The sequence below is a fragment of the Vibrio sp. 10N.247.311.13 genome, from assembly GCF_041467595.1.
Lineage (GTDB): Bacteria > Pseudomonadota > Gammaproteobacteria > Enterobacterales > Vibrionaceae > Vibrio > Vibrio crassostreae_C.
The window spans coordinates 17,564-31,161 of the sequence record NZ_JBFSUX010000031.1 but is presented as its reverse complement, the minus strand read 5'-3'; the positions used below and the strand labels follow the sequence as shown (position 1 = coordinate 31,161).

Here is a 13,598-nt window from a genome sequence, read left to right as displayed (position 1 = left end):
CCCTACTTAAACTTGTTGCTGGCTTGATAACGGAACTTAAGGAAGTTTTGCGCATTACTTAATATTTGGAATGCATCCTTTAGGTTACGTCGTTCGAAGTCAGACAGGTTCTCTGGCTCGATGTTGTTATCAGGCTCGATGTTGTTGTCGACATCGTGTGCTTGGTGGCGAATACGAACCAGAGAGATAAACTCCATCGCATCTTTCAGATCTTGAGCTCGGCCTTTTGGCAGAATACCGGCGTCAATAATGTCATCTAAGCGTTCGAACGAGTTCTTAGAGCGAGACGCTACCGCGAGCGAGTGAACACGAATCAAATCGGCGAGTGGCGCAGTACCACGACGCTTAAGGTTGATAGAGTTGTTGTGACGGCCATCTTTCTCCATCACGAAATCTTTGAAGAAGCCGAGCGGAGGTGTACGGTTGAGTGCGTTACGTGCAAGACACGCCAAGAAGCGATTGTTCTTACGTGCGCGTCGAACAATAAAGCTGTTCAATTGCTCGGCCCATTTCAGACGACCATAAACGCCATCTAAGTCGAAGAAGATTGAAGCATTTAACAGTGCTTTCGGGTTTGGATCATCAATCCAATCGGCAAAGCACTCTTCCCATTGTCGACGAGTCATACGCCACGTTGGGTTAGTCGCCATGATATCGCCAGTACAATACACATAGCCACACTGATCTAAGCCATCACAAATAAAGGTCGACAGCTCCTCAAAGTATTTACCGTGCTTTTTCTCGTCGTAGGTATCATCAAGAATGATTGCGTTATCTTGGTCGGTAACCAGCAGCTGCTCATCACGCCCCATAGAGCCCAGTGCGAGGAAACAGTAAGGAATAGGCGACTTGCCCAATTTCTCTTCGCCCAGTTCGATAATTCGCTGCTTAAAGCTACGACCAATTACCGACATTGCAGTACCCACCATGTGGGCGTTGGCATCTTCGTTAACTAAGCGCACAAAGCTGTCTTTTACTTGCTCGGAAAGCACCTTCAGATCTTCGATACTTTGTTGCTGGAAGATACTACTTACCAATAACAGCGAGTTTTGAGACTCATAACGAACAATATCGGTCGCTTCGATAATACCAATCGGCTTCTTATCTTTAAGCACTGGTAAATGATGCACGTTATAGCGAAGCATGGTCATCATAGCTTCGTATACGTAAGCATTGTGATCGAGAGAGATAACCTCAGGTGTCATTACGCTAGAGACTTCATCCGATGGGTCAAGCCCTTCAGCTAAAACGCGAGTACATAAATCTCGGTCGGTGATGATGCCAATCACGGGTGTTGAGTCATCTTCATCATCTTCAACGATTTCTGGGTCGATGATCAACAAAGAGGAAACATTATCCTGTGCCATCATGGTCGCAGCTTGCTGAATCGTGCGCGTTTTTTCGATCATTGGTGCTTCGCTGGTCAGCAGCGTTTTAACCTTGGATGTCGTTAAGTCGTTAGCGTCGTTGCTGTCTGAGTTGGCTTGGCGCAGTCGCGCGTTATCTTCTACTTCTACGAAATCGGCAAAGGAGTCGTAGTTGTCGTAGAGCTCTTGGAAGATAGGCTCAGGAATACAGTAAAGCAGGGTATCTTCGGTGGCTTTAACTGGGAAACGCACCTTGTTGTTGGTCAGTAGGCCCATTTGACCGAACAAGTGGCCTTCATCCAGGCGGTTATAGAGTTCGCCTTTACGGCGGTAGACTTCGACTTCGCCACTTCGAACGATGTATAAGTCATGAATTTGATCACCAAAGTGAATGATAGGGGTATCTTGGCGGTAATAAGAAATTTCCACGCTACTGGTCACTTTCGCCAACATCTCCTCAGGGAGTTCTGTGAAAGGGGGGTATTGTGCCAGAAAGTTTTGAATCTCTAATAACTCAGCATCCATAATGATCATCCATTGGTTTGTATGATTTCATGGTACAACATTTGATAATATTTTGCCGTCACAAATCAATCTGTGAGCTAAAACCTTTTTAAAGTCTTATGGATAGACTAACCTTTCAATTAATGGAGTGACAGTTTAAGGATGATAGGAATGTCGAAGTGGAAGCTTAGTTTTGTATCTGCGGTTTTTATGTTTTCTCCAAGTTTGTGGGCGGACACTAACGCGGTGGATATTTTAGATTACGACCATATTTATGCCACGGCGCATTCGGGCAGTTTAAATGAAGATGCAGGCAGTAATAATAACGCCTCGTCGTATGGATTAGGCGTCAGTTACGCGATGACGGATGATTGGTCGTTGCTGGGAGACTACAGCGCACGCTTTATTCACCCTGATGACACCACAACTCGAATTGATACGCTGATGCCAGGTGTTGGTTACCGTTACAGCATTAAGAAAGATTTAGATATAGTGGCTTACTACCTGCTTGGTATCACAAAAGGTAAGGTTGAAGATAATGACACCAACCGAACTGAATCTTCAGACACTGAGTTCATCCAAGGGGTAAAAGCTGAGCTTAACTATGGCTTTGCGAAACGTTGGATAGCTAACGGGAGTGTGCAAGTGAATCGAAGTGACCTGTTTGATGAAGAGGTCTATCACTTAGGTTTACGTTATCTAGTGACCAATAAGTTTGCGATTGGTGGGTCATATCAACATCGAGATGGTGAAGGTAAAATTCGTAGCGAGCGTACTCACGAGCTAGGAGTGGAATTTTTCCTAGAGTATTAGCCAGTAACGAAAAGGCTAAGTGCACTAATAGCTCTTATATACAAAGAGACAGACACAAAAAAGCCAGCTTAATTGCTGGCTTTTACACATCTATTGGTCTGCAAATACAGGTTTCGCTTTTCGATTAAAGAACCGCAGCGATACCTTTACATAGAGGACCCATGTTTGACTTAGTCATACCAGCAACACTGATACGGCCAGAACCAACAATGTAGATTGCGAATTCGTCTTTTAGGCGAGTTACTTGCTCTTTGCTTAGACCTGAGAACGAGAACATGCCGTTTTGACGTTCGATGAATGTGAAGTCTGCATCAACACCTTCTGATTTCAGTGTCGTTACGAATAGTTCACGCATCTCTTGGATACGGTCACGCATTTCTGCCACTTCTGCTTCCCATTCAGCACGTAGATCAGCATCACCAAGGATGTGAGTAACGACAGCACTGCCGTGGGCTGGTGGGTTAGAGTAGATAGAGCGGATAATGCTCTTAACTTGAGAGAATGCTGTCGTTGCTACGTCTGCTGATTCAGCAACCAGAGTGAATGCACCAACACGCTCGTTGTACAAGCCGAAGTTCTTAGAGAACGAGCTAGCAACAAGGATCTCTTTGTTGTATTGAGCAAAAATACGTAGGCCAGCAGCATCTTCTTCAACGCCTTTTGCAAAACCTTGGTAAGCAAAATCGAATAGAGGAAGCAGTTTCTTCTCAGCAACCAGTTTAGCAAGAAATTCCCACTCTTCAGTTGTTGGGTCGATACCTGTTGGGTTGTGACAGCAGCCGTGAAGAAGAACGATATCGCCTTCAGAAGCTTTCTCTAGGTCAGCAACCATGCCAGCGAAGTCTTTGTCTTTAGTTTCAGCGTTGTAGTAGCTGTATTGAGCAGTTTCGATACCCGCAGCAGCGAAAACGCCGTTGTGGTTAGCCCAAGTTGGGTTACTGATCCAGATTTTTACGTCGCCCAGTTGGCGCTTGATGAATTCACCCGCTACGCGAAGTGCACCTGTACCACCTGGAGCTTGTGCTGTTTTAGCGCGCTGAGATGCAACGATCTCTGCGTCTGAACCGAAAAGAAGTTTCTGTACCGCTAGACCGTATTCAGCCGTACCTTCAATCGTTAGGTAAGATTTGGTTTTTTCGTTTTCAAGAAGTGCAGCTTCTGCTTTCTTTACTGTTTTAAGTACAGGCGTTTGACCATCTTCATTTTTGTAGATGCCAACACCAAGGTTGATTTTCTCTGCACGAGAGTCTTTTTTAAACTCTTCAGTAAGGCCGAGGATAGGATCGGCGGGAGCAGCTAACACTTTTTCAAACATAATCTTCATCCATGTCAATTGAGAGGGGATAGTATCTATGGGTAGTTATACCTGTATGGAATTTTTAAGACAATACGAAGTGAACAGAAAGGCTAAAAAAAATCCATTTCAATCAGATTTATTGACTAAAGAGGGTATTTGATAACAAAACACCCTACGGATTAACCTATAGGGTGCAAGAAGTTAGTGGATTTTGAATAGATTACGCTGGTTGAGCAATAAAGCTTTCGCGCTCGAGTTCACTCGCTACATTTTTGCCATCTTTGTAGGTCGCGGCAATTGAAACAAATGCTTGTTCAACCGCTAGAAAAGCTTGGACAACTTGCGGATCAAAATGCGTCCCATTGCCCTCTAAGATGATCTGTTTAGCTTGTTCATGAGTAAAGGCTGGCTTGTAGACTCGCTTCGAGATGAGCGCATCATAAACATCGGCCAATGCCATCAAGCGGCCAGATAACGGGATATCTTCACCAGACAACTGATTAGGATAACCGCTGCCATTCCATTTCTCGTGGTGAGTCAGAGATATCTCCTTTGCGACTCTTAAGAAAGAGCTACTTCCTAACTGCTTTTCTGCAATAGATAACGCTTCAGCACCGATCGCGGGGTGACCTTTCATTATCTCAAACTCTTCGTCCGTCAATTTACCCGGTTTCAATAATACGCTATCAGGCACACCGACTTTGCCCACGTCGTGCAAAGGTGCAGATTTGTAGAGCAACTCGATGTAGTTTGGTGTTAACAAGCTTGAGTGGGTCTCTGACTTGCTGAGCTCCTGTGCGAGAACTTTGACGTACTCTTGAGTTCTGAGGATATGTGCGCCTGTTTCATTGTCTCGAGATTCAGCCAATGCCGATAAGCTCACAATGGCCACGTCACGTGTGGTTTTCACTTCGTTTTGCGCGGTTTCGAGGCTATCAAGCATGGTATTGGTCATAGATGCCATTGAGCCAAGCTCGTTGTAGCCGAAAATGGGTAAGCGAACGCCTTGCTCGCCATTGGTCACTTTGTTTAATGCGTGCTCTTGGCTTAGGAGAATGCGCTTAATTAGCTTGCTCCAAAGCGTCATGATTGTTATCGCGTAGCCACCCAGTACCACAGCCAAATAAATGAACTCTTTGATCACGCTGATCTTGCCGGTGCCATCCAATAAGCGGTTAGGGTTGTGTTCTAGCCAAAAGATGTCTTTAACGGCAATCATCGTCAACATAGTCGTCAGTGTTACCAGAAGCACGATAACCAAACCAATCATTTGCTTAACCAGCGAACTCCTTTCACCAACCAGTTGGAAGTCAAATTGCCCAGTCGTCTCCATTTTATCCATTTGGCTGAGCTTAGCGTTCAATTGAAGAATGGTTCCGGTAAAGAAGCCGAATAGACTCATGCCAAACAGCACCTTCAAATTGCTATCGATGGTGAATTCATAGCTTAAGTTGTAGTAGAGCGCGAAAGGCACACTTGCAGCAAAAAATAGCAGGGTATCGAGTTGCGCGAATCGGCCTTGCTTGACCAAGGTATGTTGCGCCAATAGGTAACGACGCGCGAGCCATAATAAGACAAACACAATACCGACCTGTGTGAAAATCTCTAACGTAGTTAAGCTCTCGAGCATAGGACACACCCGACTGCCATAGGTGCCAAACAGCACGCCAGCAATGACGTATAACTTAGTCGTTAGCGATTGATTGTAATTTGAAGTATCCATCGATAAGCCTTTGTTCTCATTCTTATTAGATTCACGCATTCATTGATTCACGACTTTAGAATTGCGAATGATTAGCATAACTGACGTGAATAAGACCGGAAATTCTATCGATAGCTTTCGTGGATTGATACAAGAAACTGGTTTGTGTTAGAGATTTGTTAGCTAGGTGGGGGTTATTGCAGCATTTTTATGAAGATACTTGAATAGCCTCGGTCGAGGTTCGAGGCTATTCAGTCTGTGTACTGGTTAGAATCGCGAGTGATTGAGTTTGCTATCTACTTTACCCCGTTACTTTTTGAGATTGATTTCAGCTTCGATTGAGCCGGTTTCAATCTCAGGGTGAGACGCTAGTTTGTCTGCAGCCCATTGGTTGATGTGTTTCAGAATAGCAGACACCGCGTGTTTTTCCGTTGGTGCTTGGTCTTGTTCGACATCGATCTTTTGCTTTGGATGTGAGCCTGTCGCATCTTCAGCAATATGGAGCCAATCTGGGTGCCAGTAATATGGCTGACCGCTTGGTGTTGTCCAACTGTGAACACCGTTTGACTCTCCTTTATAACTTAATTGGTCTGCTTCTATTTTTTTCATTGTTATCTCGCATGTTTTTGGGTTACATCAAATTATTGAGGTAGAAAGCCAACTTAGCTCCTACCTTGGGTACAAACTTAGCAAAGCTTACAAAGTTATCTGTGAACCAATTCACACTATTGTGGAAATTAGGTGCGATCATATGGATAGCAGCAATAGTTGTTGGCGTAAGTGATAAAATCACCGGCTCACAGAATTTCTCTAGGTAGTACAATTAGATGGCGCGTTATGAAGAGCTTGCAAAGGATATTCGAACTCAGATAGCCAACAATACGTGGCGATCCGGAGAGAAGATCCCTTCGGTACGCATGAGTTGTCGAAATTACAACGTCAGCAATAGTACTGTCTTACAAGCCTACCAGTTGCTAGAAAGCGAAGGGTGGATCATCGCTAAACCTCAGTCGGGCTACTTTGTAGCGCCAAGGCTGGACGGCGTTGACTACGCACAGCCACTCGTTAGTGAAAAGAAAGCCATTAATGACCGCTTATTTGATTTCTTGAAGTCGAGTTCAGCCGAAGGTGTGATTCCTTTCGGCTCTGCATTCCCAGATCCCGACCTTTTCCCGTTACCTACCTTGACTCGAAACCTTGCCAGCGCGGGTAGGAAGATGACTGGCGCGAGTGTGATAAATAATTTACCACCGGGCAGTGAGTCCTTGAGAAGGCAAATCGCACAGCGTTATCTGCAGCAAGGGATTACGGTTAATCATCAAGACATCGTGATTACGTCGGGTGCTATGGAAGCGCTCAACTTGAGCCTGCAAACGGTCACCAAGTCGGGTGATAACGTCGTGATTGAGTCTCCCGCCTTCTATGGTGCTCTGCAGGCTGTCGAGAGGCTCGGGCTTAACCCTATCGAAGTGGACGTTTGCCCAATCAATGGGTTGAATATAGAGCAGTTTGAAAACGCGCTACAAAACCAAGATGTTAAAGCGTGTTGGCTGATGACGACTTTTCAAAACCCAACGGGAACCAGTTTGTCGGAACAGGCAAAGCGCCGTGTGGTAGAGATTGCAGAACAGCATGGAACCTACATTATTGAAGATGACGTGTATGGCGATCTTTATTACGAAGGGCATAAGCCGAAGCCACTAAAGGCCTTCGATAAGACCGATTCCGTCTTGCTTTGTGGGTCGTATTCAAAAAGTTTGTGTCCTGGTTATCGAGTAGGGTGGGTTGTGAACACGCGTTTTAACGACGCGATTCAAAAGTTACAGCTTCTTTCTACGTTATCGAGTAGCGCTCCTGTTCAACTTGGTGTCGCTCATTTCTTAACGCATGAAAGCTACGACAATCACCTTCGTAAACTGCGTAAAAACCTTGTCGTCAGGAAAGAGCGATTTATCGATGTCATTAAGCAGTACTTTCCGCATTCAATCGAGATTGAAGAGCCGGCTGGTGGTTACTTGATATGGATTCGCTTTTCTGAAAAATTCGACAGCCAACAGTTTCATCAACTGGCTATCGAACAAGGTATTAGCGTTGCATCTGGCGATCTGTTTAGTGAGCATGGCAGAGTGGATAACGCGATACGATTGAACTTCTCTTATGAACTGACAGAAGAGAAAGAACAGGCGCTCATCTGGCTTGGCAAACTGGCACATCAACTTACGCATTCGTAAAACCTTAAGTCCCTCATAAAAAAGACAATCATTCCAACTGTACGGGTTGTTTGTGGGGTAACTGTACGCCTAATTGACCAAAGAGTTGTGATTCAATAACGGTAGACCAAATATTGGAGATACCGTTATGTTGAAAATGACTATGGGAAATGAAGTTAAGCTGATTATTGTCGCTATTGTGTGTGCGCTTCTGCTTATTCTCGGCCACGTACTGCTGGCAAAAGCATTCGCTGATATGGCGTGGGCGGAATACACCACTGCCGCGATCCCATTCGTTATGATGGCAATTTGCGGTCTTGCAATAAAATACGCTATCGACCAAGATGTGGATTAGCTTTTGAAATAATGAGTCTCAGATAGTGGCACGCAGAAGCATCTGGACTCGTTTTATTCCGAACATAAAAAAACCTCCGCAAGTGCGGAGGTTTTTGTTTGTTCTTAACTTTTAATATCGAATAGGTTTCGAATTAGAAGTTTGCAGAGCGTGGTGTACGTGGGAATGGAATCACGTCACGAACGTTACCCATACCTGTTACGTAAGATACTAGACGCTCGAAACCAAGACCGAAACCAGCGTGTGGCACTGTACCGTATTTACGTAGGTCGCGGTACCAGCTCATGTGCTCAGGGTCGATACCCATAGCAATCATACGCTCGTCTAGAATGTCTAGACGCTCTTCACGTTGTGCACCACCGATGATTTCACCGATGCCTGGTGCAAGTACGTCCATTGCTGCAACTGTTTTGCCGTCGTCGTTTAAGCGCATGTAGAAAGCTTTGATGTCTTTCGGGTAGTTCTTAACAATAACAGGTGCTTTGAAGTGCTCTTCAGCTAGGTAACGCTCATGCTCAGAAGACATGTCGATGCCCCACTCAACGTCAAACTCAAATTTCTTACCAGAGTCTAGTAGGATTTGGATTGCGTCAGTGTAGTCAACTTGTGCGAAATCAGCGTCTACGAATTGCTCTAGACGAGTAATTGCTTGCTTGTCGATGCGAGAAGCGAAGAACTCAAGGTCGTCGCGGCGCTCTTCAAGAACAGCAGCGAAAACGTACTTAAGCATGTCTTCAGCCAGTTTCGCTACATCGTTAAGGTCTGCAAACGCAACTTCAGGCTCAACCATCCAGAACTCAGCTAGGTGGCGGCTTGTGTTTGAGTTTTCAGCACGGAACGTAGGACCGAACGTGTAAACCTTGCTTAGTGCACAAGCATAAGCTTCAGCATTAAGTTGGCCAGATACTGTTAGGAACGTCTCTTTACCGAAAAAATCTTCGTTGAAGTCTACGTCGCCTTTTTCAGTGCGTGGTAGGTTTTCCATGTCTAGCGTAGAAACACGGAACATTTCACCAGCGCCTTCTGCATCAGATGCAGTAATAAGCGGAGCAGAAGTCCAGAAGAAACCTTGCTCGTGGTAGAAACGGTGAATCGCTTGAGATAGACAGTTACGTACACGTGCTACTGCGCCAATCACGTTTGTACGTGGACGTAGGTGAGCAACTTCACGAAGGTACTCGATAGAGTGACGCGTCTTAGCCATTGGGTAAGTGTCAGCGTCTTCAACCCAGCCTACAACTTTAACGTCAGTTGCTGCTAGTTCGAAGTCTTGACCTTTCGCAGGAGACTCAACAATCTTACCCGTTACTTCAACAGAGCAGCCAGTTGTTAGCTTTAATACTTCGTTTTCGTAATTATTAAGATTATTAGGAACCACGGCCTGAATCGGGTCGAAACAAGAGCCGTCATAAATGGCAAGGAAAGAGATTCCAGCTTTGGAATCACGACGTGAACGGATCCAGCCGCGAACAGTTACTTCACTGTCTACCGCTAGCTTGCCGCCAAGTACGTCTGTTACAGGCGCGTAAGTCATGTTGATTTCATTCTCCATTGAGGGACAAATTCAACTCAAAGTCTCTGGCATTGCTGCAAATAAATATACATTTGCACAATAATTAGCCGAAACATTAAGTTGTATAAACTTTTTAAATCGATTGAACATATTACCTGTCATACCGACAGCTTCAACCTTTATTCTTGCTTGGTGAAAGAAATATTGTGTCTACTGACGATAAATAGGTTTGAGGGTGTGTTTTTTGTTCGATCTTAGCGTCAGCCTTACCTTTCACCCTATGTGAGCTGCTGAACGAGCATGGGGTAATCGAAACCTTTGTTTTCAATAATGGGAGTGTGATTGTGTTGAGACTCACTCTATATTGGCGCGGATTCAGTCATTTTGGACTTGATCACCTTCTTAATTTCCCACTAAAGTACAAGAGGAGTTTAATATCTACGTGTTAATTACGCCGCCTTAACCCCTGCATTCTCTCTACACCCGCACTTTTCGAGCGCTCGCTCATTCAAGAAAAACAGTCGATCAAATTATGTCTCAACAAGGCAGGACTGGCTGTACAAGTAAAAGAGAATTACATGCTTAATTATTTAAAAAAACATTGCTTATCAAACGTTAAAGGAGATTCATTATCTGGGATTGTGGTTGCACTCGCATTGATCCCTGAAGCCATCGCATTTTCAATTATTGCAGGCGTTGACCCTAAAGTAGGGCTCTATGCCTCGTTCTGTATTTGTGTCGTCACTGCTTTGGTTGGCAGTCGTCCGGGAATGATTTCCGGTGCAACAGGCGCTATGGCGCTACTAATGGTCACTTTAGTGAGAGAGCACGGACTAGAATATCTACTCGCCGCTTCATTTCTAGCTGGCGTCATTCAGATCGCAGCTGGGTATCTCAAGCTTGGTAACCTGATGAATTTCGTTTCCAAATCGGTGATTACTGGATTTGTTAACGCGCTCGCCATTCTAATTTTCATGGCTCAACTTCCTGAATTAATCAACTTCCCGTCAAGCGTTTACGTGTTAGTCGCTTTGGGTTTGGCGATCATTTATCTGCTTCCTTATTTTCCCAAGTTTGGTCGTGCAATACCTTCCCCACTGGTCGCGATTGTTGCTCTGACAATCATTAGTTTGCTCTTCGGCTTAGATGTGAGAACGATTGGCGATATGGGAAAGCTTCCCGATTCACTGCCTGTGTTCTTGATTCCTAATATTCCATTCACGTTTGAGACGCTTGCAACCATCCTGCCATATTCGATTGCTCTGTCTCTGGTTGGCTTGTTGGAATCCTTGATGACAGCGACCATAGTCGATGACCTGACTGATACTGAAAGCAATAAAAACAATGAGTGTAAAGGGCAGGGCGTTGCGAACATCGTGGCTTCCCTTTTTGGTGGAATGGCGGGCTGCGCAATGATCGGTCAGTCGATCATTAACATCAAATCAGGTGGCTTAACCCGATTGTCCAGCATGATCGCTGGGGTGGTTTTGTTGCTAATGGTGGTGTTTGTTTCTGATTGGTTGAAGCTGATACCGATGGCCGCTTTAGTGTCTGTGATGATCATGGTTTCTATCGGCACATTCTCATGGCGTTCCATTGTTGAGCTTAAAGATCACACACTGCCAACCAATGTAACCATGCTAGCAACCGTGGCGGTGGTGGTGTTTACTCATAATTTAGCAATAGGTGTTGCGGTTGGCGTGGTGCTGTCGGCTCTGTTTTATGCACATGCCAGCAAATCCATGGTGTTTATATCCGATGAAGTCGTGACAAACGAAATGCACACCATTCACCGAGTAAAAGGCCATGTCTTCTTTGCTTCGTCAGATGCGTTTGTCGACTTATTTGATTATGACAACGCGACCTCTTTAGTGACCATCGATATATCGGATGCGTCATTCTTAGATAATACCTCGGTCGAGGCGCTTGATAAGGTTGTGTTCAAGTTCCGTAAAAAAGGGGCTTACGTTGAAGTGTCAGGAATGGATAGCGTGAGTGCGAACCTGATAGTCAAACACGCGATGTATCACAAGCATAAAGACTTAACCGCGGTTTCCATTACGCACTAATCTTGGTTTACGGTTCTTTTAAAGCCTGAAAGCCTGAAAGCCTGAAAGCCTGAATTAGACGTTGCTATGAAGATAAAGCGCTCATTGTTGAGCGCTTTTTTGTTGGCGATCTATGACTTCTTCTTTGTACTCGACAAAGTAAACTGATTAATCAGCGATTCAAGATGATCAGATAGCTCTTCTAAGTCATTGCTGATGTTGCGAGTTTCAGCCGCGGATTGCGATGTGTTGTTGGCGTGAGAGGTGATGGTTTCAACCTTTTGTTGAACATCTTGAGTCGCTTGTGTGGTGGATTGCGTTTGCTGCTGAATATTCTGTGCGTGAGCCAGCACCTGTTTCATCTCTTCGACCACACCATTCATTTCAATTGAAAGTGCGTCGATATCGGTTGAGCTTTGATGGGCTTGTTCGCAAACGCGATCGGCAGAAGTCAGCGACTCTTCGCTGCCTTGCTGGAACTGATGAATGATTGACTCAATACTGCCTGTTGCTTCAGCGGTTCGTGATGCAAGATGGCGAACTTCATCAGCCACCACCGCAAACCCACGACCTTGTTCTCCCGCACGTGCCGCTTCAATTGCTGCATTCAAGGCCAGAAGATTGGTTTGGTCAGCAATGCCACGAATCACACTCAATATTGAAGAGACCTCTCCGGTTTGCTCATTGAGTGTCAGTATTTTGTGTTTCACTTCTTCTATGCTGCTAACGAGGTTTTTTATCTCACTGCTTGCTTCGTGTGCTTGCTTCGTGTGCTTGGTTGGCACTCTTACACGCCACATCAGCGGTGTGATTGATAAGCTCTGAAGCTGTTAAAGTCGCTTGTTCTACATTGACTTGCTGTGCCTGTATTCCTTCGACATTGTGTTGCACTTCTGCGGTTTCGCTTTGCTGGTCGCTGGCGGCTTGCTCGGTAATTTGCGCGACACTAGTCAGTTGGTTGGCAGACGCATTTAACTTGTGCGAGGTGCTTTGTACCTTTTCTAAGCTGTCAGATACGGTTCCCATGAACGAGTTGATGGAGTTAGCCAGCGTGCCAATCTCATCCTTGCTTTGTTCCGGCAGGCGAGTGGATAGGTTTTTATCGTTGCTGACTTGGGTCATAAAGCGAGAAGTCTGTTGCAGCGGGCGCACGATAATCTTACGAATTAATCCCATCGTAAGGACAAATCCGGCAAACGAGATCACTGCCATAATGCCAATAGCAGCCATGGTTTGAGTGTTAATCAGCGAGTTAACATGGTTAAGGTTATATTCGAGACGAATCGCACCCAAGACTTCACCTTCTGGTGCCATATGACAGGCGACACAATTGGTTCCTCGGTAATCTTCACTCGACTTCATTGGCAGAGCAATAACCAAGCCTTTGCCCCAATCAGCAGAAAAAGGTTCGATAACGGTTTCGCCCGCTAGCGCTCGTTTATCAATATCGTCAACCGGTGTTTGGTTGTCATTACCTGGGCCATATAACTTGCTGACAGCGTCGGCGCGTAAAACACGAACGTCTTCAATGCCTTCTTGAGCCAGTGCTTTCTGACGAAGGGTCTCTTTTTGTGCCATGGTGCCGGTGAGCATCATCATATTGAGGCTATCGAAGTAGTTACTTGCTTTGTCGTGAAGCTGCTCACTTAACACTGAGTTTACAAGTTGCTTTTGTTGCGAATATTGGAAATAGGTCGATATTGCCAGCAAAAAGGTGAACACGATGGCGAGGGCCACTAGGATTTTAAAGGTGATTGTTGAGCGCATAAGGTGTTTGTTTTTATTAATT

Annotated in this window: 9 protein-coding genes and 1 pseudogene; 4 read left to right on the top strand and 6 right to left on the bottom strand. The window is 45.2% G+C overall.

The genetic code is table 11. The annotated features are described in order from the left end of the window. Positions 1–2 precede the first annotated feature (2 nt). Entirely contained in the window at positions 3–1,892 is a 1,890-nt protein-coding gene (locus AB6E52_RS13885; RefSeq protein WP_017060410.1) for a DUF294 nucleotidyltransferase-like domain-containing protein, read from the bottom strand. Positions 1,893–2,042: 150 nt separating this feature from the next. Here AB6E52_RS13885 and AB6E52_RS13880 point away from each other — a divergent pair, with 150 nt between their 5' ends. Beyond that, positions 2,043–2,684, top strand: coding sequence for an outer membrane beta-barrel protein (locus AB6E52_RS13880; protein ID WP_102320457.1), 642 nt, complete (start codon positions 2,043–2,045; stop codon positions 2,682–2,684). Positions 2,685–2,808: 124 nt separating this feature from the next. Here the strand turns inward: AB6E52_RS13880 and AB6E52_RS13875 are convergent, their stop codons facing one another. The 3 genes from AB6E52_RS13875 to AB6E52_RS13865 all read right to left on the bottom strand — a co-directional run bounded on the left by AB6E52_RS13875 (position 2,809) and on the right by AB6E52_RS13865 (position 6,292). Beyond that, complete coding sequence (locus AB6E52_RS13875; RefSeq protein WP_102320456.1) at positions 2,809–3,999, bottom strand: amino acid aminotransferase; 1,191 nt, start codon at positions 3,997–3,999, stop codon at positions 2,809–2,811. Between the two features lie 202 nt (positions 4,000–4,201). After that, positions 4,202–5,743, bottom strand: a complete 1,542-nt coding sequence (locus AB6E52_RS13870) for an HD-GYP domain-containing protein (protein ID WP_102320455.1) — start codon at positions 5,741–5,743, stop codon at positions 4,202–4,204. A gap of 249 nt (positions 5,744–5,992) precedes the next feature. Beyond that, positions 5,993–6,292: a hypothetical protein gene (locus AB6E52_RS13865; protein WP_017060414.1), complete on the bottom strand. Its 300-nt coding sequence runs from the start codon at positions 6,290–6,292 to the stop codon at positions 5,993–5,995. 218 nt (positions 6,293–6,510) lie between these two features. Here AB6E52_RS13865 and AB6E52_RS13860 point away from each other — a divergent pair, with 218 nt between their 5' ends. Together AB6E52_RS13860 and AB6E52_RS13855 are read left to right on the top strand one after the other, a co-directional pair. Next, positions 6,511–7,914 carry a PLP-dependent aminotransferase family protein gene (locus tag AB6E52_RS13860; protein WP_017065418.1) on the top strand — a complete coding sequence of 468 codons (1,404 nt, stop codon included), beginning with the start codon at positions 6,511–6,513 and terminating at the stop codon, positions 7,912–7,914. A 127-nt stretch (positions 7,915–8,041) separates the two neighbouring features. Next, positions 8,042–8,248, top strand: a complete 207-nt coding sequence (locus AB6E52_RS13855) for a hypothetical protein (protein WP_004734707.1) — start codon at positions 8,042–8,044, stop codon at positions 8,246–8,248. A 133-nt stretch (positions 8,249–8,381) separates the two neighbouring features. On the opposite strand, the gene asnS is transcribed toward AB6E52_RS13855, so the two are convergent. Further along, a complete protein-coding gene (asnS, locus tag AB6E52_RS13850) occupies positions 8,382–9,782 on the bottom strand; it encodes an asparagine--tRNA ligase (protein WP_017060416.1) in 1,401 nt (466 codons plus the stop codon). Positions 9,783–10,339: 557 nt separating this feature from the next. Between asnS and AB6E52_RS13845 the strand changes: the two genes are divergently transcribed. Further along, complete coding sequence (locus tag AB6E52_RS13845; RefSeq protein ID WP_102320454.1) at positions 10,340–11,830, top strand: SulP family inorganic anion transporter; 1,491 nt, start codon at positions 10,340–10,342, stop codon at positions 11,828–11,830. 110 nt (positions 11,831–11,940) lie between these two features. Here the strand turns inward: AB6E52_RS13845 and AB6E52_RS13840 are convergent. Beyond that, positions 11,941–13,576: pseudogene (locus AB6E52_RS13840) on the bottom strand (methyl-accepting chemotaxis protein). Between the last annotated feature and the right edge of the window lie 22 nt (positions 13,577–13,598).